22 protein-coding genes and 1 tRNA gene are annotated in these 24,101 nt (G+C 50.3%); 11 read left to right on the top strand and 12 right to left on the bottom strand.

From position 1 onward, the window contains the following. Positions 1-5 precede the first annotated feature (5 nt). Entirely contained in the window at positions 6-2,468 is a 2,463-nt protein-coding gene (gene pgaA / locus NNO02_RS09890) for a poly-beta-1,6 N-acetyl-D-glucosamine export porin PgaA (RefSeq protein ID WP_333908929.1), read from the bottom strand. Positions 2,469-3,309: 841 nt separating this feature from the next. Here pgaA and NNO02_RS09885 point away from each other — a divergent pair. The 5 genes from NNO02_RS09885 to NNO02_RS09865 all read left to right on the top strand — a co-directional run bounded on the left by NNO02_RS09885 (position 3,310) and on the right by NNO02_RS09865 (position 8,097). Continuing rightward, positions 3,310-3,846 carry a GNAT family N-acetyltransferase gene (locus tag NNO02_RS09885; RefSeq protein ID WP_271442345.1) on the top strand — a complete coding sequence of 179 codons (537 nt, stop codon included), beginning with the start codon at positions 3,310-3,312 and terminating at the stop codon, positions 3,844-3,846. Positions 3,847-4,272: 426 nt separating this feature from the next. Beyond that, the gene (locus NNO02_RS09880) at positions 4,273-4,839 is read left to right on the top strand and encodes a YceI family protein (RefSeq protein WP_271454687.1); all 567 of its coding nucleotides are present in this window, start codon (positions 4,273-4,275) and stop codon (positions 4,837-4,839) included. Positions 4,840-4,852: 13 nt separating this feature from the next. Continuing rightward, positions 4,853-6,055 (top strand): lactate oxidase, encoded by a 1,203-nt coding sequence (locus NNO02_RS09875; protein ID WP_271449895.1) that lies wholly within the window; start codon positions 4,853-4,855, stop codon positions 6,053-6,055. Between the two features lie 442 nt (positions 6,056-6,497). After that, positions 6,498-6,959, top strand: a complete 462-nt coding sequence (locus tag NNO02_RS09870; RefSeq protein WP_271454686.1) for a hypothetical protein — start codon at positions 6,498-6,500, stop codon at positions 6,957-6,959. A gap of 10 nt (positions 6,960-6,969) precedes the next feature. Then, positions 6,970-8,097 carry a PAAR domain-containing protein gene (locus tag NNO02_RS09865; RefSeq protein ID WP_271454685.1) on the top strand — a complete coding sequence of 376 codons (1,128 nt, stop codon included), beginning with the start codon at positions 6,970-6,972 and terminating at the stop codon, positions 8,095-8,097. A gap of 812 nt (positions 8,098-8,909) precedes the next feature. Here NNO02_RS09865 and NNO02_RS09860 read toward each other — a convergent pair. The 3 genes from NNO02_RS09860 to NNO02_RS09850 all read right to left on the bottom strand — a co-directional run bounded on the left by NNO02_RS09860 (position 8,910) and on the right by NNO02_RS09850 (position 10,772). Next, a tRNA-Gly gene (locus NNO02_RS09860) sits at positions 8,910-8,983 on the bottom strand. 80 nt (positions 8,984-9,063) lie between these two features. Next, positions 9,064-9,786, bottom strand: coding sequence for an amidase activator ActS (gene actS, locus NNO02_RS09855; RefSeq protein ID WP_271442494.1), 723 nt, complete (start codon positions 9,784-9,786; stop codon positions 9,064-9,066). An 89-nt stretch (positions 9,787-9,875) separates the two neighbouring features. Further along, positions 9,876-10,772 carry a LysR family transcriptional regulator gene (locus tag NNO02_RS09850; protein WP_271442501.1) on the bottom strand — a complete coding sequence of 299 codons (897 nt, stop codon included), beginning with the start codon at positions 10,770-10,772 and terminating at the stop codon, positions 9,876-9,878. Between the two features lie 215 nt (positions 10,773-10,987). On the opposite strand from NNO02_RS09850, the gene NNO02_RS09845 reads away from it, so the two are divergent. The 4 genes from NNO02_RS09845 to idi are packed head-to-tail and all read left to right on the top strand — an operon-like array spanning position 10,988 to position 14,404. After that, complete coding sequence (locus NNO02_RS09845) at positions 10,988-12,481, top strand: UbiD family decarboxylase (RefSeq protein ID WP_271454684.1); 1,494 nt, start codon at positions 10,988-10,990, stop codon at positions 12,479-12,481. A gap of 11 nt (positions 12,482-12,492) precedes the next feature. Then, the gene (locus tag NNO02_RS09840) at positions 12,493-13,071 is read left to right on the top strand and encodes a UbiX family flavin prenyltransferase (RefSeq protein WP_271449890.1); all 579 of its coding nucleotides are present in this window, start codon (positions 12,493-12,495) and stop codon (positions 13,069-13,071) included. Between the two features lie 14 nt (positions 13,072-13,085). Next, the gene (locus tag NNO02_RS09835) at positions 13,086-13,802 is read left to right on the top strand and encodes a DUF554 domain-containing protein (RefSeq protein ID WP_271442491.1); all 717 of its coding nucleotides are present in this window, start codon (positions 13,086-13,088) and stop codon (positions 13,800-13,802) included. Between the two features lie 53 nt (positions 13,803-13,855). Beyond that, positions 13,856-14,404, top strand: coding sequence for an isopentenyl-diphosphate Delta-isomerase (idi, locus tag NNO02_RS09830; RefSeq protein WP_271442490.1), 549 nt, complete (start codon positions 13,856-13,858; stop codon positions 14,402-14,404). 94 nt (positions 14,405-14,498) lie between these two features. Here idi and lysS read toward each other — a convergent pair whose 3' ends face one another. The 5 genes from lysS to xerD form a co-directional block, all read right to left on the bottom strand. Then, positions 14,499-16,016 (bottom strand): lysine--tRNA ligase, encoded by a 1,518-nt coding sequence (gene lysS, locus NNO02_RS09825; protein ID WP_115642921.1) that lies wholly within the window; start codon positions 16,014-16,016, stop codon positions 14,499-14,501. Between the two features lie 9 nt (positions 16,017-16,025). Then, positions 16,026-17,124 (bottom strand): peptide chain release factor 2 gene (gene prfB / locus NNO02_RS09820; protein WP_096878465.1). Its coding sequence is split into 2 segments (ribosomal slippage): positions 16,026-17,048 and positions 17,050-17,124, totalling 1,098 coding nucleotides; the frame shifts between segments, so codons are not numbered across the junction. A gap of 90 nt (positions 17,125-17,214) precedes the next feature. Further along, entirely contained in the window at positions 17,215-18,948 is a 1,734-nt protein-coding gene (recJ, locus tag NNO02_RS09815) for a single-stranded-DNA-specific exonuclease RecJ (protein WP_271454683.1), read from the bottom strand. Positions 18,949-18,953: 5 nt separating this feature from the next. Beyond that, positions 18,954-19,667: a bifunctional protein-disulfide isomerase/oxidoreductase DsbC gene (gene dsbC / locus NNO02_RS09810; RefSeq protein WP_271454682.1), complete on the bottom strand. Its 714-nt coding sequence runs from the start codon at positions 19,665-19,667 to the stop codon at positions 18,954-18,956. A 23-nt stretch (positions 19,668-19,690) separates the two neighbouring features. Continuing rightward, entirely contained in the window at positions 19,691-20,587 is an 897-nt protein-coding gene (gene xerD, locus NNO02_RS09805; protein ID WP_271454681.1) for a site-specific tyrosine recombinase XerD, read from the bottom strand. Between the two features lie 113 nt (positions 20,588-20,700). Between xerD and fldB the strand changes: the two genes are divergently transcribed. Continuing rightward, positions 20,701-21,222: a flavodoxin FldB gene (gene fldB, locus NNO02_RS09800; RefSeq protein ID WP_271442487.1), complete on the top strand. Its 522-nt coding sequence runs from the start codon at positions 20,701-20,703 to the stop codon at positions 21,220-21,222. Between the two features lie 91 nt (positions 21,223-21,313). Here fldB and NNO02_RS09795 read toward each other — a convergent pair whose 3' ends face one another. Further along, positions 21,314-21,721, bottom strand: coding sequence for a protein YgfX (locus NNO02_RS09795; protein ID WP_137382657.1), 408 nt, complete (start codon positions 21,719-21,721; stop codon positions 21,314-21,316). Further along, complete coding sequence (sdhE, locus tag NNO02_RS09790; RefSeq protein ID WP_005123351.1) at positions 21,702-21,968, bottom strand: FAD assembly factor SdhE; 267 nt, start codon at positions 21,966-21,968, stop codon at positions 21,702-21,704. The genes NNO02_RS09795 and sdhE overlap by 20 nt, the downstream gene beginning before the upstream one ends. 256 nt (positions 21,969-22,224) lie before the next feature. Here sdhE and ygfZ point away from each other — a divergent pair, with 256 nt between their 5' ends. After that, positions 22,225-23,208, top strand: a complete 984-nt coding sequence (gene ygfZ / locus NNO02_RS09785) for a tRNA-modifying protein YgfZ (RefSeq protein WP_271442485.1) — start codon at positions 22,225-22,227, stop codon at positions 23,206-23,208. A 140-nt stretch (positions 23,209-23,348) separates the two neighbouring features. On the opposite strand, the gene trhA is transcribed toward ygfZ, so the two are convergent. Then, on the bottom strand, positions 23,349-24,002 hold the full coding sequence (gene trhA / locus NNO02_RS09780; protein ID WP_271442484.1) for a PAQR family membrane homeostasis protein TrhA: 654 nt from the start codon (positions 24,000-24,002) through the stop codon (positions 23,349-23,351). Between the last annotated feature and the right edge of the window lie 99 nt (positions 24,003-24,101).

Below are 24,101 nucleotides of genomic sequence, written 5' to 3'. Positions count from 1 at the left end.
AATCCTTAAAACCTGACATTCAAATCGAAAGCGAGGGAGATATTCCGCTCACGTTTACCGTCGTAGGGGCGTTTATCCCACACCAGCATCACCCCGCCATCTACGACGTTGTTCCATTTAAGCCGTTGACCGTAACCCAACTGGACGATAGCCCCCGCGTCTTCACCTTGTTGCCAGTAGCCGCCCACGCCAGCCACTCCCTGCTGTGTCCACACGGTGTCATAGTGTCGGTAAAGCACCTGCTCCGCGGTCAAGCCGGGTACCACAGAGAAATCACTTTTGGGGTTGTAATACGGCACATTCTCTTTGGTGTTGGTGCTACCGCCGATACCCGGAGTAAAATCCAGCGTGAAACGCGGTGTTGTCCACATACGCTCCTTTCCGCTAAGCCCGTATTCGATACGATCGTTACCATCCGAGAAATGTGAAGCAGCAAACGACAATTGATACTCTCGCCGCTCGTTTTGGTACCAGCGGACAAACATATCGCCGCCGTTGGCATATACGCCGCTACGCAGCGCACGCAGTGGCGTATTGCGGGAAAGACGCTCAGCTGACCCACCCACACGCCAGTTATCATTGAAGTCATGCCAGGCTGAAAGACGGCCCCCCAGTTTCTGCCCGTCGCCATAATTACGGCCAGACAGTTCCATTTCGGCCCAGTAATCACGTGAAGTCCATTCAGCACCCGCCGCCAGATCGCGGCTGATGCCTTTTCCTTCTTCAAACTCGCCGGTGGCAAAGTTGAAACCGGTAAACAGTCGCCAATTGTCATTAATCGGCGGGCTGTAAATCGCAGTATTAATGTTGAAGTCATTCTTACCGCTCACCGGGCTATCGGAGGAGATCCCCTGCGTACCGCTGATACGCACTTCCGACATTTTATGCACATCACGGATCCGTGCCAGGCGCAGCGTCGCTTCGTCATCCGGGCTACGGGCGATGACATCATCGGTCAGCTCGTCGGCCTGTTTCCACTCCTGAAGATCCAGCGCCACATAGGCCTGCTGACGCTCCAGCTCCAGGTTGCTGGGCTCGATCACTTCCGCAAGCTTTAGCTCTTTTTCCGCCGCATGTGGCAATCCACGGGCTTCCAAAACGGAGGCATAGGTTATGCGCAGCCCCTGGTTACCAGAACCCGTTCGTGCCAGATGTTCTGAGAGTTTTTCTGCCTCTGGCAGTTCATTGGCAGCAAGATGATATTGCGTCAGCAGCGTCTGCCCGAGCAGCCAGTTATCGTTAGGCTGTGGCGTTGGCGAGCCATAGATACGACGCAGATACGGGCTCTCTTTGATCAAGTCATCGACTTGTTTTTTAGCGGCAGCAAAGTTTTCATTATCAATATGCGCATAGAACAGATCCTGTTGATCTTCAGGACTGAGCGGCGTCACAGGGATAGGTCCGTTCGGATAATAGATGCTCGCCAGCATTGCTTCGGTCTTTTCCGGCTGACGTTCGCTGAGCCACGCCGAAGCCACCCAACGTTTGGCATAGTTGGGCACTTCACCGTCCGCGGAGAGAGATTCGTATTCCTGAATCACGTCGGCAGTACGCTTACGCACCAGCAGGGCGCCCATGCGATCAATTCTCGCCCGGCGCACATCGCCCTGGGCTGCGGGATCATCTTTCCAGGCTGCCAGCAACTGGTCATAGCGGGCAAGCGCTTTATCCGCCACGAGAAAACGCTCATCTTCATTTCGTGCAGAGGTATAAGAAGCGCGCACCTTTTCGGCTGCAGCATCAAGCGCCAGACGCCGCTTAACGGGGTCAGATGTCGGAACCTCTTCCGTCAGTTCCAACGCAGGTTCAGCGACACGGTTGGCTGACAGCGCTGACAATAGCGTGGATTTCGCATTTTTGTTACCCGGATCGACTTCATCCGCCTGGCTGGCGACTAACAGCGCATCCCAGTTTTTCCCCTGTGAATGATACACATAGGCAAGCAGTGCATCAGAGTCAGCCCCCGGATGCGCGCGTGCCCATTTATTTGCTTCAGTCAGGGCCTGCTGATTGTAACGTGCATCCGCCAGCGTCATGATCCAGCCGGTACGTACATCGGCGTTCTCAGGCTCTTCCTGTACAACGCTCTCCCAGAGCGCTAATGATTCATTCCAGCTCTTCTGATTGCGATACGCACGCGCAGCGGCCACTTTACCGCGTGCAGGCACATCCATCTGCCCACGATACCGCTGCCAGATATCAATGGTTGCTTTATCGTTGTTATCAACCCAACCAGATACTTGCAGCCAGTCAGCCACCTGATTTGGCGTTAACGCACTTTTCTTTCCCTGCTCCTCAAGGTAGCGCAATAACGGTGTGCTATTACCACCTCGCGCTTCAATAATCAACGCATCATAATCTGATACTGCTGCAGAGGCTTGCATTGGGAAAAGAACGCTTGCCGTAAATAAACAGGTTACTGACTTGAAGCGTTTAATAAAGTTGGCATGTCGACGCATACTGAACATATCTGCCCTTATATCTTACATCATAGTAAAAATAAGCGTTTTCAATAAGTTATAGTCATTCCTTGACGGTTGCCGACCATGTAAAGTGCACTGCCGCTTATTTCGTAATATGGCTAAAAATCATTTAATTCTTTCGTCTTATTGACTCCCTATGACTCTTCCACTCGTCGTTGAGAGGCTGGCGAAAGCTCAGGAATTTTATCACTCAGTGTGGGGTCTTGCTATGTTATAAGAAAACTCTTAGGCAAAAAAAGTATTTTAAACCAAATTATCCTAATACTCTTGGGATCGAATACTGGATTTAGATTAAGTTTCCGTGACGAAACCACGTAACGATGATAACTATTATCAGCAAATATAGAAACACCAGGTAACTGTTTGCCTGATAAGCATTTTGAGAATTGACAGGAAAAACCTGATAATTAACAGTAACTGATAACACTATAAATAACATCAGTTAATTTTAAACGGCTAAGTTTCAGGGTGAAACGAGCAACACAAAACCAGGTAAAAAGAATTAGATAAAGATATAACAAAATGAAATTAAAGGGTTTTATTAACAGTAAGTTTATCCCCTACCAAAAATGGCATTGTGGAATCCCCCAATGAACCACCGCAGGTAATTGTTAATTTCACTATGCCCAAGTGTATTTATCATTCCACAAAACTGTACTTATCTATTTGTTAAATTATTGGCGATATCAACGACAATCAATTTTTACCCTTACAAAATACAAGACTAATGCTATTGAATGATGTCCATTGAGCCATAAGCGTTTGCGCTTACCCTTTGCGCATTCTTTCAGGTAATCTGGCAAAAGACGCCAACGGGAGCTGGTCAATGAAAATCGTTAACGCAGAAGAAAAGCACATCCCCGCTATCCATACTATCTACGCACATCATGTTCTTCACGGAACTGCCAGCTTTGAGACTGATCCGCCAGATACCCGCGAAATGCTTGTTCGCCTGACTAAGATCCGCGAACTGGGGTTGCCGTGGGTTGTGGCCCTGCAGGACGAAAAAGTCATCGGTTACTGTTATCTCACCCGCTACCGTGAACGCTATGCCTACCGTTATACGCTCGAAGATTCGATTTATATTGATCCGGCAGCACAACGTCAGGGTGCGGGCAAAGCGCTACTACACCATGTCATTACATGGGCAGAAACACACGGCTACCGACAGATGATTGCCATCGTCGGCGACAGCAATAATCAGGGATCGCTGAAAGTCCACCAACAGGTCGGATTTACCGAGGTCGGCACGCTAAAGAATATTGGCTTCAAGCATGGTCGCTGGCTCGATACCGTATTGCTACAACGTAATCTGGGTGAAGGTAACAGCACACTGCCGCCCGATGCTGGCGTGATACTCTGAGGGAAAACGGAGGGGGGGAAGACCCCCTTAATACTAATTAAGGCCGTTTGCCTGCTTTACCGACCAGCTACTCGCCATCTTCCTTTGCGAAAGCACCTTTTGCGCATCCGGGAGGATTTCCTGCACCTCATCAGGCTCACCGCATCTGCGGGGCGTTTTGGAACATAGAGAATATCTCATGCAAGGATAACCTGTTATCGCAGGAAAATTTATTTTCTAAGCGTTATCAGAGATTGAGCGGGTAATATTAAATCCAGTATACCCTTATAATTCAAAAGTGATACAGGGGGATTATTCAACAGCGAATAATCTCCCTACATCTCCCTATCGTTCTATAAATGGGACACTGCTTCCCACTTTTCAATCTGGACGGGTTATAACACATGAATTATAAATGCATCTGTTTTCTATCTCTGAGGTTACACCATGAACAAGAACATATTGATCGCAGTATGCGCATTAGGCTTTGTGAATATTGCACATGCCGAAATATATAAATTAGATAGTACGCATACGAATGCGATATTTAATATCGACCATTTTCAGACATCAACCAACCATGGTGGCTTTTACTCCATCAGCGGAGAAGTGAAATATCTTCCAGAGAAACAGCAAGGTGAAATGCAGGTAACCATTCCTGTTAAATCTCTCAATACCGGTCTGGAAGCATTTGATAAACATATCCGTAGCAGCGATATACTTGATGCAGAAAAATATCCGGATATTGTATTCAAATCAACAAAATGGAACTTCTCTGAGGGCAAGCCCGCCTCCATTGAAGGGATGTTGACGATGAAAGGTATTACTAAACCTGTCACGTTAACGACGACCAAATTCGGCTGCTATATGAGTCCGGTTTTCAACGCTCAGGTCTGCGGTGGTGATTTCTCTGCAAAAATTGATCGTACCCAATGGGGGGTTGATTATCTCGTCAACATAGGAATGAGCAAAACAGTTGATATTAACATTCAGGCTGAAGCAATACGCCAATAACAAGGAAGTAAGAATGAAAGTGAATAAAACAGTTCTGGCCATAGCCTCTGTGGCTATGATGATGTCATCGGGTCTGGCGCAGGCCGAAGCATATAAAGCCAGCACCGAAGAGCACCCCATTAAAATGGTCAACATTGACTCTCTTGAAAATCAAGTAAAAGCCAGAATGGAAAAGGGAGCATTTGGTTATATTCGTGGAGGCGCGGAAGATGAAAATAATCTGCGCAGCAATACCGAGAGCTTTGATAAGAAATTTATCGTTCCACGAGTATTGCAAGGTATTGAATTAAAAAATATCAATCTTTCAACCAGCTTGCTGGGCATTCCGCTAAAAACACCAATTATCCAGGCGCCAATGGCAGCCCAGGGGCTGGCGCACGAAACCGGTGAACTCGCCACAGCCAGAGGGATGGCCCAGGTTGGTTCAATTTTCTCTTTAAGCACCTACGGAAATAAAACCATTGAGGACGTTTCCAGAGCATCAGGGGGAAATCCGTTCTTCTTCCAGCTCTATATGAGTAAAAATAATAAATTTAACGAATTTATATTAAATGAAGCGGTTAAACATGGTGCAAAAGCGATCATTCTGACAGTCGATTCACCTGTTGGTGGATATCGCGAAGACGATATAAAGAATAATTTCCAGTTCCCTCTCGGCTTCGCAAATCTTGAGATGTTTGCGAAGCAGAGTGATGACGGTTCAAAAACAGGCAAAGGTTCTGGTATCAGCGAAATTTACGCACAAGCCAAACAAGCCTTCACTCCGGAAGATATTAAATACGTTCACCAAATCTCCGGTCTGCCAGTCATTGTGAAAGGAATTCAGTCGCCGGAAGATGCAGAGGTTGCTATTAAGGCCGGAGCTGCAGCTATCTGGGTTTCTAACCACGGGGGAAGACAACTCGATAGTGGGCCATCCTCATTTGATGTACTGCCCTCTATCGCAAAAGTTGTAAATAAACGCGTGCCAATTATTTTTGATAGTGGTGTACGTCGTGGTTCACATGTATTTAAAGCTATCGCTAGCGGCGCTGATATCGTGGCTATTGGACGTCCTGTCCTGTACGGTCTAAACCTCGGCGGAGCTCAAGGTGTTGCTTCTGTTGTCGAGCAACTCAACAAAGAATTAGTCATCAATATGATGCTCGGTGGAACCAAAGATATCGAACAGGTGAAAAAAACCAAATTGTTGACCTTACGTGATCTGGAAGAATAAGAGCATACTTTGGGTTAACGGCATGAAATATTAGCCCCCTCTATTCCACTCACCAGAGCCATTATTAAAGAATAGATAATAATGCTGAATACCGGCCACTATGGCCGGTATTTTATTTATTCGCCAGATAACTATGACAGTGCTAAATCGCAGCAACATCACCGACACCAGACGCTATCTGGATTTAGACGAGCAAGCCGTTAGCCAGGAGGTCAATGAGATGGCCTTTTAAGAAGGTACACATTCTGCATCTACAACAACGCCAATTACACCAAAACCGTCACGATCAGACCGTCCGAACAGTGCAACATTTGAAGAGGAGTTGCCCCCTTTACTGGCTGATACGAAATGTAGTTTTACTTAAGTCTAATACTTGTTGCTCATGCGGTTATTGTTTGTAAAATAGCCAATTAAATTATTTCCATAGCAAGTAGAGGGACCTATGAAGCAATACACCAATGAACTTACCGCCGAAATGCTGGCAGCATTTGACCAGTCACCATTCACAGCAGAACAGCTCGCCGGAATGAATGATGAAGCCCGCTCCCTCATCGAAAAGCAAAACGCCTATAACCTCGCTCACCCAGTTACAGCCGCTTATCTGATTGCTACAGAGGGTAGCTTAACCCGCAACGGGGGAACGGTTATCAGTGAATACAACGGGCAGCAGATCGAAATTGAAGACGGAACACGCCTAAATGTATCTCTTGTGGGTGATGAAGTTCGTTATCCAGATGGAACCACCGCGAAAATCAGCACTGGAGTAGGCAATACCTCTGGTGACTCCGCCGCTCTTGTCGGTAGCTTACTCGACAACGGCGACGAAATTATCAGTAGCCCACAGAATGCCGGAAGAAGAGTAGTCCGAGCAGGGGAATCGTTGCCAGAAAACTTTCTGAAATAAGGCGGTCACTATGGCATCGGTTAACAGAGGCTGCACAGTTCACGGTAAGAACGTTGGTCTACACGGAGATAAAACATCTACAGGCGCACAATGTATTGCCGCCCGCCCCGGTATGTCTGTCATGGGCAAGTGGAAACTCTATATCGGCGATAAGACCACCCCTTGCCCTAAATGCGGGAAAGTGGGGGTGATAGTGAGCGGTGATCCTCGCTGCTCAAATAGCGCCGCAGTCGCCGTGGATGGTGCTGAAATCCTCTGCGGTTGTCCACAGGGTACTAATTTTCTTATCGCGCCGGGCACCGTTGAGGTGAATACCCCTTCTTGGGCGACAGCACCTGTAGAGCCAGTGCAACATGCACAGGCAGCGAAGAAACAAAACAGCTTTGCTGACACCTGCAAGCCAGAAGATAACCAGCTATTGAACGGCGTTTACATCTGGACAGAAATCACCGATGCAGGACACGCTTTCGTTTCGGTGCATGAAAATAACTCGATCTACGTTTACACCTACGGGCGCTTTGGTCGAAGAGGACCAGCTAACTTTACAGGCGATGGAATACTTAACTTCTTTACCGGTGACGATGCTCGTAGCTACTACCGTGAAGAACTTTACAAAGTTAATGCTCGGGTATTCAAAATTGATGATGCATCCATAGTGGAGACACGTTCATTGTTTGAAAACCTTTGGAACTCAGGAGCAAAGCCAATCCCTACTGAGAAAATGGGTGAAAGAACCAAACGCAGGGGAAGAGTAATTGACGTCTATGATCTTACTGGTAGCAACTGTACAACTCACACTGTTCAGGTAATTCGTAAATCTGGCTCAAACATTTTCGAAACAAGCTACACATCGACTACAACGCAATTACCGATTGAAGGCGTGGAAGATTTTGCAGTGCCTTTATCTCTGCAAAATTATCTTATGCGCAAGAGCAGCAGCCTAAACTCAATGCAAGTAACTGAAGTTACCAATGAATTTAAAGAGCAGTATCCAAACATAGATAATTACACTCTTGGTGAAGAAAATGCTATGGAGAAAAACCTTGCTGCGGGAGCCTCTACATTAGGTTCGGCTTCTGGTTATTCTGGCGGTACGGTTGGTGGATTCTTGGGTGGTTCATATGACCTTGACGAGTAGAACAAAATGTTTCATCCGATGGGGGAGCATAATCACGATCTCTTTCCTCTACATAGCATCCATTTTGGTCAATGTATTAGATTATGGGATAACGAGAAAATACACTGACATACTCAATGAAAAAACGATCACTATTGAAGCCTGTAATGCTGTGGTGGCTGATTTTGAACAGTATTACGACAGACTGATTGATGTTTCTCTCTTCGGTTACATCATTTCTACCGTGTTGATCCTGATCATCTTCAAGAAAGTGAGATGACCGTCAAAGGCTGGAGAAATCCAGCCTTTCCCCTTCTCCCTGATTTTAGACAATACAAGCCTAATGCCCGTTGGTGGTAAGACAACGCGCGGAGCCGTCAGGCGACAACATCAGGGTATGTCAGACAGTGAAGTTTATCAGGATGACCATGTACCCGAAGGAGCGAGGCCGAACCGCTGGCAGAGCTTGCATGTGGTGTGCAAGTACCGTGACCACCATAAAACCTGTTTATTCCCTGCAACGTCATCGCGACGTGTAGCATGTGGGAGCATCGGCAAAAAATGCGCTTCACTGTAAGGTTATGAGAATCAATGCCCGGATCAGGCTTTGCCTTCACGTTGTGCTATCGCGGTGTGAGGTTGGAACTGCCGCCGCCGAATAGTTATACTCTCATTTCCATAGTAACTATCCGTGACAACTAACAGTGTAATCCCCGTTGGTACTTCGTCGTTCAATGGTAGAACGATCACAGACAACTTATGTTAAGTAAGTTGTTGATAGCGAAACACATTAAGCCAGTAGCTGGCGGTGTTTTGCAACAAGGGGAGAGATCTGGAGCGGGCGAAGGGAATCGAACCCTCGTATAGAGCTTGGGAAGCTCTCGTTCTACCATTGAACTACGCCCGCGAAGAGGTGCGTGGGCCATTATAGACCTTACGCACCCTCTGACAAGCCCAAACTATGCTAACTGCTGATAAAATAGCCTGTTAGCACTTAGGTTTACTCCCCTGCGGCGGTAAATAACGCAGTGGATCAATCGCCGTTGCGCGATAGCGAATCTGGAAATGCAGGCGTACAGATGCCGCATCAGTGCTACCCATGGTGGCAATTTTCTGCCCGGCCTTCACGCTCTGCCCGTTGTTCACCAGTAGCGTATCATTATGCGCATAAGCGGTAATGTAATCCTCACTGTGTTTAATCATGATGAGGTTGCCATAGCCCCGCAGCTGGTTGCCGACATAAACTACCTTCCCTGCCCCCGCCGCATAAACCGGTGTGCCGCGCGCAGCTGAGATATCAATACCCTTGTTGCCGCCATCCGCCGTTGAATAAGGCAGGATCACTTTTCCGCTGGCAGGCCACAGCCAGCAGCGTTGTCCCACAGGCGGCCAGGATGACTGCGGTACGGAGGACGACGGTCTGACTGCCGCTGTTTTTGTAGAAGATTTTGTGGTGCTCTTGCCGGTAGTCGGGCTGGTTTTCGTGCTACCGCTAAGCTTCAGCCTTTGCCCTACTTCGATGGTATAGGGAGGAGATATGTTGTTGAGACGGGCGAGATCCCTGACGCTGGTACCGGTAGAGCGCGAAATCGCGTACAGCGTATCGCCACGCTTCACGGTATACGTAGAGCCGGAATCAGATGAACTGGAACATCCTGCAACGATCAGGCTGCCTACCAACATTATCAAGATATAAAAGCGTTTACTCATCAGACATTCTGCACTAAACACGAACGTTCACCTCCAAACCCGAGGTAATTATCATACCAGCCAGCCGGACGATCCCCAATCGCTTCGGCTCAACCTGATGTATTAAACGGATATCCCTGTGCAATAATATCCATCAGCGCGGGCAAGTAAGGCATGGACGGTAATTTCACCAGCGCCGGATAAAATATTTGTGGCGAGGGGAATACATCCACCACGTAGCACTGGCTGAGTTTATCCGCGTCGACTTCTGAAGAGGGTAGCAATGTCGCGGCTTCAAGGCCGGACTCCAGCCAGTCGAGGATCACTCCCGGCTGTGTGATATGCATGATCACCCTGGCGTTCACACCAGATTTACGAAACAAATCCATGAGCATTTCGTAAGTCCCTGAATCCTTCGCCCTGTGCAACAACACCAACGGCAGTGCCGCCAGTGATGTGTAGTTATAGGGATTCGATGGTGGACCCGACAGACATTTTTTATTGATAACCGCCACCAGCTTAATCGGGTCAAAAGAAACATAATCAAAACCTTCACTACGATAGGGCCGTTGTATTAGCGCCAGGTCAATTCCACCTTCCGTTAATAACGTTTCAAGATGGCTAGAGTCAGTAACTGAAATATTTATCGTGGTTTCTGGATTACGTCGATGAACCTCCATCAATAACGCTTTAAAATAATTCTGATAGAGATGCGTTAATCCAATTCTTAATTCAGTTCGGTTTTTCTGCGCAATGTCTGCCGTTTCGCGAGCCGTGTCCTCAACCTGACGTAATATTTCACAGCCTTTTCGATAGAGGAAAAATCCGGCTTCCGTGGGTTCAATACGGTTTCCGCGGCGCATAAAAAGCGATACCTGAAGTTCTTCCTCCAGTTCCTGAATTCGTTTACTGAGTGGCGGTTGCGCCATGTTCAGCGATTTCGCCGCCTGGCTGACGGAACCTTGCTCTACCACCCGACAAAAATACCGTAAGCGCTTCAAATCCATCATGATCACCTGTAGTTTCATTTATCTCCAGTATCACACTTACCTGGGAAAATAAAAAGCCAGCCCATTACACATCATATTGGTTAATCACTATTTAACACGTCATTAAAATAAACTTTTTTGATCTACTGACCATCCGGTAAACGGTATTTGTTTAAAAGCGCCATGGGAAATATTGTGCCGGCAGCGAAACTTCTTTTCCAAAGGAACATCCCATGGCAAATGCTGATTACAAAACACCCTCAACGGTGCATGATTTACGCTCCGCACTCGAACTTCTTAAAACACTGCCCGGCGAATACGTTGAGACCAATACCGAAGTTGACCCACACGCTGAACTCTCCGGTGTTTATCGCTATGTTGGCGCAGGCGGCACCTGCCAGCGTCCAACACGCAAGAACGGTCCAGTAATGGTCTTCAATAAAATCAAAGGATTTGCAGATATCAGCGTAGCAATTGGCCTGAACGGCTCACGTCAACGCGTCAGTCATTTTCTTCAGTGTGAACCTGAAAAACTGGGGCATCTGCTGAAGGATTCTGTGGAAAACGCAATCGCACCGGTAATAGCCCAGGGGAATGCCGTATGCCAGGACGTCGTGCATCTGGCGAGCGATGCCGATTTTGACCTGCGTAAATTACTGCCTGCACCAACCAATACCGAAGAGGACGCTGGTCCCTATATCACTATGGGCCTGTGCTATGCCTCGGACCCGGAAACCCACGAATCCGACATCACCATTCACCGTCTGTGCGTACAGAGCCGTGACGAGCTCTCGATGTGGCTGACACCGGGCCGCCATATTGATGCGTTTCGTATGAAAGCAGAGGCTGCCGGACGGCCACTACCGATCTCTATCAGCATCGGGGTGGACCCCGCGATTGAAATTGCCGCCTGTTTTGAACCCCCCACTACCCCACTGGGCTTTAACGAACTGAGCATCGCAGGCGCACTGCGCGGGAAGGCGGTTGAGATGGTTCAGTGTAAAACCATCAACGAAAAAGCCATCGCGCATGCCGAGATCGTGATTGAAGGCGAGCTGCTGCCAAACGCACGTGTACGGGAAGACCAGAACACCAATACCGGTCGTGCTATGCCCGAGTTTCCCGGCTATACCGGCGAAGCCAAAGAGTCTATCCCAGTCATCAAAGTGAAAGCCGTGACACACCGCATCAACCCTATCTGGCGCACCACCGTAGGTCCAGGCGAAGAACACGTCAATATGGCCGGGATCCCTACCGAAGCCAGCATTCTGGATATGGTTGAACGTGCCATGCCGGGAAAACTGCTCAACGTTTTCGCCCACTCTGCAGGCGGCGGTAAGCTGCTGGCAGTTCTGCAGTTTAAAAAATCATCCTCGGCGGATGAAGGCCGTCAACGTCAGGCGGCTTTGCTGGCTTTCTCTGCGTTCCCGGAACTGAAACATGTCATCCTGGTAGATGAAGATGTTGATATTTTCGACAGCGACGACGTGCTATGGGCTATGCAGACCCGCTATCAGGGCGATGTCGATACGATTACGATCCCCGGTGTCCGCTGCCACCCTCTCGATCCGTCACAAGTACCAGAATACAGCCCGAGCATTCTGCAACAAGGGATGTCCTGTAAAACGATTTTCGACTGTACGGTGCCATTCCACCTAAAGCACAACTTCCAGCGTTCTGCATTTAAAGATGTGGATGTGAAGCGCTTCCTGCCGGATTTCGAATAAAGGAACGCACCATGACAGCACGCATCATCATAGGTATCAGCGGAGCATCCGGATTTCAGTACGGTGTAAAAGCGCTGGAGCTGCTTCGCCCGCTTCCCGTTGAGGTCCATCTGGTTGTCTCGAAAGGCGCAGAAAAAACCTGCGAACTGGAGACGGATTACCGCTTGGATGAAGTTATGGCACTGGCTGACGTGGTGCATCCCATCGCTAATCTTGGGGCAGCTATCTCCAGCGGTTCATTTAAAACGCTGGGTATGCTGATTGCGCCTTGTTCAATGCGCTCACTGGGCGCAATTGCCCACAGCCTGACGGACAACTTGCTCACCCGGGCAGCGGACGTGGTACTGAAAGAGCGACGTCGTCTGGTGCTGCTAGCCAGAGAAACGCCGCTGAACCTCGGTCATATTCGCAATATGGCCGCCGTCACCGAGATGGGTGGAATTATCTTTCCGCCAGTGCCGGCGCTTTACCAGCGTCCGCAAACGGCAGACGACATCATTACTCATAGCGTTAATCGCGCGCTCGATTTGTTTGACCTTGAGATCAACAACATCCCTCGCTGGGGTGAAGGCGAACTACGTTTTAATTAACAGGATATTCTGCAATGCTAATCGGCCCATATGTAAATGGCTCCGCCGTCATAATTGGTGGACTAGTTGGCGCAATGGCGGGCGGTAAGCTCCCCGAACGCGTCAAAACAGCGCTGCCAATGACCTTCGGTCTGTGCTCCGTTGGTTTAGGCATCACCCTGGTGCTAAAAGTAAAATATATGCCCGCCGTGGTCCTCGCCATGGTGATTGGTGCAATTCTTGGTGAGCTACTGCATCTGGAAAAGGGCATTGGCAAAGCCGCTGGCTCCACGCGTGGTTTGATCAATAAAGTTCTGCCGCCGGTCAACGGGCTTGGCCATGATGAATTCACCGAGAAATTCGTCGCGATTCTGGTGCTCTTTTGCGCCAGTGGCACCGGCATTTTCGGTGCGATGACCGAAGGTATGAGTGGCGATCCGTCGATTCTGTACATCAAAACGATTCTGGATCTATTTACCGCTGGGATCTTCGCGACGCTGTTAGGTTACGCGGTGATGACCATTGCTATCCCACAAATCATTATCCAGGTCGCGCTGGCGATGCTGGCAGTGGTTATTCTGCCGATGATCACCCCGGACATGATGGCGGATTTTTCCTGTGCTGGCGGATTGCTAATGGTCGCGACCGGATTGCGCATCTGCAACATTAAACTATTTCCGGTCGCCAACATGCTTCCAGGGCTTGTTTTGGTAATGCCTTTGTCCCATTTATGGGCTACCCTAGTGGCCTGAGTACATGACCCGGCGGGTTTGTGCCGGGTTATTTTTTCTTTTCAGGAGTTGTCATGGCCGGGGAACATGTCGTTTTGCTGGATGAGCAAGATATACCTTCAGGTATACTCGAGAAGTATGCCGCCCACACCCACAATACCCCTCTACATCTCGCGTTTTCCTGTTGGATTTTTAACGACCAGGGACAACTGTTGGTTACCCGTCGTTCACTGCACAAAAAAGCCTGGCCGGGTGTCTGGACAAATTCGGTGTGCGGTCATCCACAATCAGGGGAAACAACTGAAGACGCCATTATCCGTCGCGCCCGCTTCGAGTTGGGAGCTGACATTCGCGCACTCACGCCCGTATACACTGATTTTCGCTATTGTGCCGCAGATCCCAGTGGAATTGTGGAAAATGAAGTTTGCCCGGTATATGCCGCACAGCTAATCAGCACGCTACAGCCTAATGCAGAGGAAGTGATGGATTCTCGGTGGAGCAATCTTGAGGATGTGTTATGCGGGATTGACGCTACACCGTGGGCCTTCAGCCCGTGGATGGTAATGCAGGTTTCAGACGATAAAGCGCGAAAATTATTGCGCGCATTTTCCAACGGTCATTAATTGCCGGATGACAACGCAAAAGCGTTTTATCCGGCCTACGAATCGTCTCGCGTAGGCCGGATAAGGCATCAGCCACCATCCGGCAGTTCACATCTTACTTAACCGGACGCATTGCCGGGAACAGGATCACGTCGCGGATGGTGTGACTGTTAGTGAACAGCATAACCATACGGTCGATACCAATACCCAGACCAGCAGTCGGCGGCAGACCATGTTCCAGAGCGGTGACGTAGTCTTCGTCGTAGAACATCGCTTCGTCATCGCCTGCATCTTTAGCGTTAACCTGATCCTGGAAACGCTGTGCCTGATCTTCAGCATCGTTCAGCTCGCTGAAACCGTTACCGATTTCGCGACCGCCAATGAAGAATTCAAAGCGATCGGTGATTTCCGGGTTTTCATCATTACGACGCGCCAACGGAGAAACCTCTGCCGGATATTCGGTGATGAAGGTCGGCTGAATCAGGTGCGCTTCCGCCACTTCTTCAAAGATCTCCGTCACGATACGGCCCAGACCCCAGCTCTTCTCAACTTTGATGCCGATAGATTCAGCAATCGCTTTCGCTGAGTCGAAGTTGTCCAGATCCGCCATATTGGTTTCCGGACGGTATTTCTGAATCGCTTCGCGCATGGTCAGTTTTTCGAACGGTTTGCCAAAGTCGAAGACTTCTTCACCGTAGGGCACTTCGGTCGTTCCAAGAACGTTCTGTGCCAGAGTACGGAACAACGATTCGGTCAGTTCGATCAGATCTTTGTAGTCCGCATAAGCCATGTAGAGTTCCATCATGGTGAACTCAGGGTTATGGCGAACAGAGATGCCTTCATTACGGAAGTTACGGTTAATTTCGAATACGCGTTCGAAACCACCAACCACCAGACGCTTGAGGTACAGTTCCGGCGCAATACGCAGGTACATGTCCAGATCCAGCGCGTTATGGTGGGTGATGAACGGACGTGCTGCCGCACCGCCGGGGATCACCTGCATCATTGGGGTTTCAACTTCCATAAAGCCGCGGCCCACCATGAACTGACGAATACCCGCCATGATCTGTGAACGCACTTTAAAGGTGTTGCGGGATTCATCGTTAGAGATGAGATCCAGGTAACGCTGGCGGTAACGCGCTTCCTGATCCTGCAGACCATGGAATTTATCCGGCAGTGGACGCAGGGCTTTGGTCAGCAGACGCAGCTCGGTGCAATGGATGGACAGTTCGCCGGTTTTGGTCTTAAACAACTTACCTTTCGCGCCGAGGATATCGCCCAGATCCCATTTTTTGAACTGCTCGTTGTAGACGCCTTCCGGCAGATCGTCGCGCGCAACGTACAGCTGAATACGGCCGCCAACATCCTGCAGCGTAACGAATGATGCTTTACCCATAATACGACGGGTCATCATGCGGCCAGCAACGGATACCTCAATGTTCAGCGCTTCCAGCTCTTCGTTTTCTTTCGCGTCGAAGTCAGCGTGCAGTTGGTCTGAGGTATGATCGCGACGGAAATCGTTCGGGAACGGGATCCCCTGCTCACGCAGGCTAGCCAGCTTCTCACGACGCGTTTTCAGTTCATTGTTAAGGTCGGCTACCGCGTCAGCGCCCTGTGCGTGTTGTTCAGACATGTTGGTTCCTCATAACCCTGCTTTCAAACTTGCTTCGATAAATTGATCCAGGCTGCCATCCAGCACTGCCTGCGTGTTGCGGGTTTCAACCCCGGTACGCAGATCTTTAATGCGGGAGTCATCAAGGACATAAGAACGAATCTGGCTACCCCAGCCGATGTCGGACTTGGTGTCTTCCATCGCCTGTTTCTCGGCATTCTTCTTCTGCATTTCCAGTTCATAAAGCTTCGCTTTCATCTGCTTCATGGCCTGGTCTTTGTTCTTGTGCTGGGAACGGTCGTTCTGGCACTGCGTTACAATCCCGGTCGGGATGTGAGTGATACGCACCGCAGATTCCGTACGGTTAACGTGCTGACCGCCCGCACCCGAGGCGCGGTAAACATCGATACGCAGGTCTGCCGGGTTGATATCGATATCAATATCATCGTCAACTTCCGGATAAACAAACGCAGAACTAAACGACGTATGGCGACGGCCACCGGAATCGAACGGGCTCTTACGTACCAGACGATGTACACCGGTTTCCGTGCGCAGCCAACCGTAAGCATATTCTCCAGCGATTCTGATGGTCACGGATTTAATACCCGCCACTTCGCCTTCAGACTCTTCAATAATTTCCGTCTTAAAGCCGCGAGCTTCAGCCCAACGCAGATACATACGCATCAGCATGCTGGCCCAATCCTGCGCTTCGGTACCGCCGGAGCCAGCCTGAATATCAAGATAGCAATCTGCGCTGTCATATTCACCGGAGAACATACGACGGAATTCCAGCTGTGCCAGTTTATCTTCCAGCGTATCGAGTTCTGCTACGGCTTCGTTAAAGGTTTCTTCGTCGTCGGCTTCTACAGCCAGTTCCAACAGGCCGGAAACATCTTCCAGGCCCTGGCTCATCTGGTCGAGCGTATCGACAATGGCCTCAAGGGAAGAACGTTCTTTACCCAGCGCCTGTGCGCGTTCGGGTTCGTTCCAGACGTCAGGCTGTTCCAGCTCGGCGTTTACTTCTTCCAGACGCTCTTTCTTAGCATCATAGTCAAAGATACCCCCTAAGAACGTCAGAGCGCTCCGTGAGGTCCTGAATGCGGTTATTTACCGGATTAATTTCAAACATGGTCTGATTTCTTTTATTGAACGAGTCAAAATGCGGTTATAAGAGCGGGATTGTAACCAATTCACGCTCTTTTTTATAGATATAGTGACGCTAAAGTGGCCAGATATTATCGATAATAATTTGCAATGAGCGGTTGCCGCGAAACTCATTAATATCCAGTTTGTAGGCAAGCTGAACTTCGCGAACACCGTTATCCGGCCAGCAACGGGTGTCGACGTTAAACGCAATACCGTCCAGCAGCGGCCCGCCGCCAACCGGTTCCACCATCACTTTCAGGTGACGCTCACCAACCAGACGTTGCTGGAGCAGGCGAAAATGTCCATCAAACAGCGGCTCCGGGAACATTTGCCCCCACGGACCGGCATCACGCAGCATTTGCGCGACTTCCATAGTCATCTCTGCCGCACTCAGCGGACCATCAGAGACTACCTCACCCTGCAATAAAGCAGGGTCTAGCCATTCTGTTACCAGCTCGCCAAAACGCTGCTGGAAATGCTCGAACTGCGCTTCTTCCAGCGACAGGCCTGCTGCCATCGCATGTCCGCCAAACTTGATGATCATGCCGGGATAAAGCGTATCCAGACGCTCCAGCACATCACGCATATGCAGTCCCTGGATCGAACGTCCGGAACCTTTTAAGGTGCCATCCCCCGCAGGAGCAAAAGCGATTACCGGACGATGGAAACGCTCTTTAATACGCGATGCCAGAATGCCGACCACCCCCTGGTGCCATTCGGGATGATACATCGCCAAGCCCCCCGGGAGAGTGTCACTACTGCGCTCCAGTTTTTCACACAGGGTCAGAGCTTCTGCCTGCATCCCCTGTTCAATCTCTTTTCGCGTCTGGTTGAGTGCATCCAGCTCATTGGCCAGCATACGCGCCTCACCAATGTTATCGCACAGCAACAGCGCAACACCGACGGACATATCATCCAGACGACCTGCCGCGTTCAGCCGAGGGCCAAGCGCAAAACCTAAATCACTGGCGGCCAGTTTAAGCGGGTCGCGATTGGAAATCTCCAGTAGCGCCTTAATGCCAGGGCGGCACTTTCCCGCACGAATTCGGCTTAAACCTTGCCACGTCAGGATACGGTTATTGGCATCCAGCGGCACCACGTCCGCTACTGTGCCCAAAGCAACCAGATCAAGCAAATCGGCCAGATTTGGCGGTGCGATACCACGTTCATCAAACCAGCCTTTGTCACGCAGGAAGGTGCGCAGCGCCAACATCAGGTAGAAGGCTACCCCCACGCCTGCCAGCGATTTCGACGGAAATTCACAGTCGTGCAGGTTAGGATTGATGATTGCTTCCGCGCCCGGCAGCGTATCACCGGGTAGGTGGTGATCGGTCACCACCACCGGAATATTCAGCGTTCTGGCATGCTCAACACCCGCATGAGAAGAGATGCCGTTATCCACAGTAACGATCAGTTGAGCGCCCCGGGCATGCGCCTGATCCACGACTTCCGGGCTTAAGCCATATCCGTCTTCAAAACGGTTGGGCACCAGGTAATCAACATTACTACAACCCAACGCACGCATCGCCAGGATGCTCAGTGCCGTGCTGGTCGCACCATCGGCATCGAAATCCCCCACCACAATGATGCGGGTTCCTTCGCGAAAGGCGTTATAGAGGATCTCAACCGCTTTTTCTACGCCACTCAAATGCTGCCACGGCAACATCCCTTTCACGCTACGTTCAAGCTCCTGCGCACTACGCACGCCACGACTGGCGTACAAACGACGCAACAAGGGAGGTAAATCCGCAGGCAGTTCGGCAGTCTCGTCGGCCTCACGCCGACGGAGTTGTATCTGTTGTTTCACGCGAATTATTTACCGCTGGTCTGTTTTTCGTGTGCGTCGAGGAATTCTTTCATCTCTTTCGGCCCCTGATAGCCCGGAACAACATAGCCGTTGCTCAGGACAATCGCCGGTGTGCCACTGACGCCAAACTGCACGCCCAGCGCGTAATGATTCGCGATATCCACATCACAGGTCGCCGCTTTCACGCCCTTACCCGCCATCGCATCGTCAAAGGCTTTGTTTTTGTCTATTGCACACCAGATTGACTTCATGTCCTGCTCGGCCTGGCTTTCCAGCCCCTGTCGAGGGAAAGCCAGATAACGGACTGTGATGCCCAGCGCGTTGTAGTCTTTCATTTCTTCATGCAACTTGTGGCAGTAGCCACAAGTGATGTCGGTGAAAACGGTGATGACGTGTTTTTCCTGCGGCGCCTTGTAGACGATCATCTCTTTTTCCAGCGCATTCAGATGCTTCATCAGCAGTTGGTTAGTGACATTCACCGGGCTTGCACCACTGACGTCATACATCGGCCCCTGAATAATATGCTTGCCGTCTTCAGTAACGTACAGCACACCGCTATTGGTCAGTACGGTTTTCATGCCCGCAACCGGAGCAGGTTGAATTTCGGTGCTCTGCACGCCCAGCTTCGCTAATGACTGGCGAATAGCCGCATCGTCTGCATGTACCATGCCTGAAAACGCAGTAGCCAGCAGGGTGAGCATCATAAAACGTTTCTTCATAACCTATCCTTTACTGTCAGCACTCACGCTCGTGGGTGATGCTGTTGATGTAGTTGACGCAAGCGCTCCGTTGCGACATGTGTATAAATCTGTGTAGTCGAGAGATCGCTATGCCCCAGCAGCATCTGCACCACGCGCAGGTCAGCGCCGTGATTGAGCAGATGCGTGGCAAAAGCATGCCGCAATACGTGCGGCGACAGTTTCTCGCTGTCGATCCCTGCTAACACAGCATAGTGTTTAATACGATGCCAGAAAGTCTGACGGGTCATCTGCTGCGCACGCTGGCTGGGAAACAGTACGTCAATCGATACGCCGTTGAGCAACCACGGACGACCGTGTTCCAGGTATGTTTCCAGCCAGTACACGGCTTCTTCGCCCAGCGGCACAAGCCGCTCTTTGTTGCCTTTACCAATCACCCGCACAACGCCCTGGCGCAGACTAACATCGCTCATTGTCAGCCCCACCAACTCTGATACGCGCAACCCCGTGGCGTACAAAACCTCCAGCATCGCTTTGTCGCGTAGCTCAAGAGGTTGGTCGATAAGCGGGGCCTGCAGCAGCCGTTCTACCTGCGCTTCGCTAAGATCTTTTGGCAAACGCTGCGGAAGTTTAGGTGAAGCAAGCGAGGCGCTTGGATCGTCTTCGCGAAATTTTTCGCCATAAAGATGCTGAAAAAAACGCCGCATGGCACTGAGCAAACGTGCTGAACTGGTGGCTTTATACCCGCCATCCATTCGCTCAGCCAGCAATGCCTGCAAATCATCGCTCTGCGCCGTCGCCAGTGAAATGCCACGATGGTGCAACCATTCAACAAGCATTGTCAGATCGCGACGATACGCACTTAACGTGTTCTCCGCCAGATTTCGCTCCAGCCACAGGGCATCAAGAAATTGCTCGATGCGTGCCAGATCTTGTTCCACTCGCGCCCCTTAATTCACTCTCATTTTTGATGCATTATGCCTCATTGTGCCGAGATTGCGGCGATTCTGTTACACTAGCCGCAACGCTACAGCAGAATTGAGATGTTTACGTCATGAACATGGGTCTTTTTTACGGTTCCAGCACGTGCTACACCGAAATGGCAGCAGAAAAAATCCGCGATATCCTTGGTCCCGAACTGGTGACACTGCACAATCTCAAGGATGATTCCCCCGCCCTAATGGAGCAGTATGACGTGCTCATTTTGGGTATTCCAACCTGGGATTTCGGTGAAATTCAGGAAGACTGGGAAGCGGTCTGGGAGCAACTGGACAACCTCAACCTGGAAGGCAAGATTGTCGCGCTTTACGGCATGGGTGATCAACTGGGGTACGGTGAGTGGTTCCTTGATGCTCTGGGTATGCTGCATGATAAACTGGTCACCAAAGGTGTTAAGTTTGTCGGTTACTGGCCAACAGAAGGTTATGAATTCACCAGCGATAAACCCGTGATTGCCGATGGGCAGCTGTTTGTCGGTTTAGCTCTGGATGAAACTAACCAATACGACCTCAGCGATGAACGTATCCAGACCTGGTGTGAGCAAATTCTCGGTGAAATGGCAGAACACTGGTCCTGAAAACCGTGTTGCCGGATGACGGCGTGAATGCCTTCTCCGGCCTACATAGCGCACTAAACCGTAGCTGCTCGCCATCGGTCATTCGCCGGCGTTAACCCTGCTTCGCCTGTTGCAGCATTAACCGCCGCAAATCCCGCCACTCAGCGTCATCCATGCTGTCCGCTGCCAGCCACAAATGCTGACGTTTTCCCGCATCTGAACGCAAACGCAGCATCATGCCCGTTTTAATCATCCAGGGAGCACAAACGATAGACCACTCCTGCCCCTGCCAGCGCAGGCGACCGTCCATTAGCAGTCTAATCTCTCCCTGACAAGCGTTAATGCGACGCTGACTGCGTACGCTATCAAATACCACCAGAGAGAGCAGAACCAACCATAATGGGGTGTAGCTCAATGGCCAGGGCATCAATAAAATGAATACCGCAACCAGCCCATGAATGAGCAGAGAGAGCCACTGTGCGCGCCATGAAACGCGTAAATCAGATTGCCACTGGACCACGTTCCCGATTCCGTGTCTGGATGAGTCGCACCATCTGCTCCAGCTGCTCATCAGCCGGTTTCCCATGATTCATCAACCAGTTAAATAAGTCTGGATCATCGCATTCCAGCAGACGGATAAAGATGCGTTTTTCTTCGTCACTTAAGTTGTCATACTCATGTTCGAAAAACGGCATGATGGAGATGTCCAGTTCACGCATACCGCGGCGGCATGCCCAATGAATACGTGCTTTGTTGTTAATATCCATGTTCTTTTCCCTGTCTCGCGAAAACGAAGTATCCGGCTATTGTAACGTGTTTTTCACGCTCTTTTACGGGAATATCAGTAAACGGAAGCGCGATCGCTAAATAAAACCACATTAAGTCAAAGGGTTCACTTTTTTTGGATGTCTCCTCGCAAAGCTTAATATAAGGCACAAACAGGATGTTTAAACCGCTTGCAATAGCCCATAGCTCTTTTACCATTAGTCATTATTACCGCGTTAAGCAAATCAGGACATTATTATGGCTTTTACATCGTTTCCTCCTCGCCAGCCGTTTGCGTCGGCACGTTTGCCTCTGACGCTAATGACGCTCGACGATTGGGCTCTCGCCACCATTACCGGTGTCGACAGTGAAAAATACATCCAGGGTCAGGTCACCGCAGATGTCAGCCAGATGACCGAACAGCAACACCTGCTGGCAGCTCACTGCGACGCCAAAGGCAAAATGTGGAGCAACCTGCGTCTCTTCCGTCAGGCTGATGGCTTTGCCTGGCTTGAACGCCGTAGCCTGCGTGATGCCCAATTAACCGAACTGAAAAAATACGCCGTCTTCTCGAAGGTCGTGATTGCCCCGGATGATGAGCGTGTCCTGCTGGGCGTGGCAGGCTTCCAGGCGCGTGCGGCGCTAGCCAATCTCTTTAGCGAACTGCCAACCAGCGATAAGCAGGTCGTTACCCACGGCGCTTCCACCCTGCTGTGGTTCGAGCATCCGTCTGAACGCTTCCTGCTGATCGTTGATGTCGCAACCGCTGAGATGATTGCAGAGAAACTGCGCGGCGAAGCAGAATTGAATAACAGCCAGCAATGGCTGGCGCTGGATATCGAAGCGGGTATCCCGGTGATCGACACCGCCAACAGCGGTCAGTTTATTCCACAGGCCACTAACCTTCAGGCTCTGGGTGGTATTAGCTTCAAAAAAGGCTGTTACACCGGCCAGGAAATGGTTGCCCGCGCAAAATTCCGCGGCGCCAATAAGCGCGCAATGTGGACCCTGGCGGGTACTGCCAGCCGGGTACCAGAAGCGGGTGAAGATCTGGAGCTAAAAATGGGTGAGAACTGGCGTCGTACCGGTACCGTTCTTGCTGCCGTGCAACTGGCCGATGGTCAGGTGTTAGTACAGGTCGTGATGAATAACGATATGGAAGCAGACAGCGTGTTCCGCGTGCGTGATGATGCGAAAACGCTGCATATTGTGCCGCTGCCGTATTCGTTAAACGAAGAGTAATTAGTAGGCCTGATAAGCGCAGCGCCATCAGGCAATTCAGGGCATGCCGCCGGATGGCGGCGTTGCCTTATCCGGCCTACAAAACATATCCAGGGCGAGGCGTTTACGCCGCCCCTGGGGTTGCACTGGATCTATGCGTGTTACCCAACATACAAATAAATCGCCAGAAAGTGACAAACACTGCCACCCAGCACAAACCCATGCCAGATAGCATGGTTGTAAGGAATACGTTTGCAGACGTAGAAAATCACGCCCAGCGAATACACAACGCCCCCCACAGCCAATAACGTCACACCGCCTGCGGCCAGTTTAATCGCCAGTTGATACACCACAATCAACGATAACCACCCCATCGTCAGATAGGTCACCAGCGACAAAACCTTAAAGCGGTGAGCAATAGTCAGTTTGAATAAAATACCAAGCAGCGCCAGACTCCAGATAACGATCATCAATCCACGCGCCAGTGGCGAATCCAGTCCCACCAACAGAAACGGCGTGTAAGTCCCGGCAATCAGCAGATAAATAGCGCAGTGGTCGAATTTTTTCAGCCAGATTTTCGCTTTCTGATGAGGGATGGCGTGATACAAGGTTGAAGCAAGGAATAGCAGGATCATGCTGCCGCCATACAGGCTATAGCTGGTAATCGCCATAGCACTGGCATTGGTATCCACTGCCTGAACCAGCAACAGCACCAGTCCGACAATCCCAAACACCAGCCCGATACCGTGACTGATGCTATTGGCTATTTCCTCAGCCAGCGAATATCCCTGCGCGATTAATGGCTTCTGAACCATACGTTACTCCGGTAAAACGAACACTTTCGTGATTGCGTCTCTAGCGTAACTGAGAATGGTTCCAGTGAACACCTGTTAGCTAAAATATTTATCAAATAA

The sequence above is a fragment of the Citrobacter sp. Awk 2 genome, assembly GCF_028069815.1.
In the GTDB taxonomy this organism is placed as follows: Bacteria; Pseudomonadota; Gammaproteobacteria; order Enterobacterales; family Enterobacteriaceae; genus Citrobacter.
This window is presented reverse-complemented; position numbering and strand designations above follow the sequence as displayed.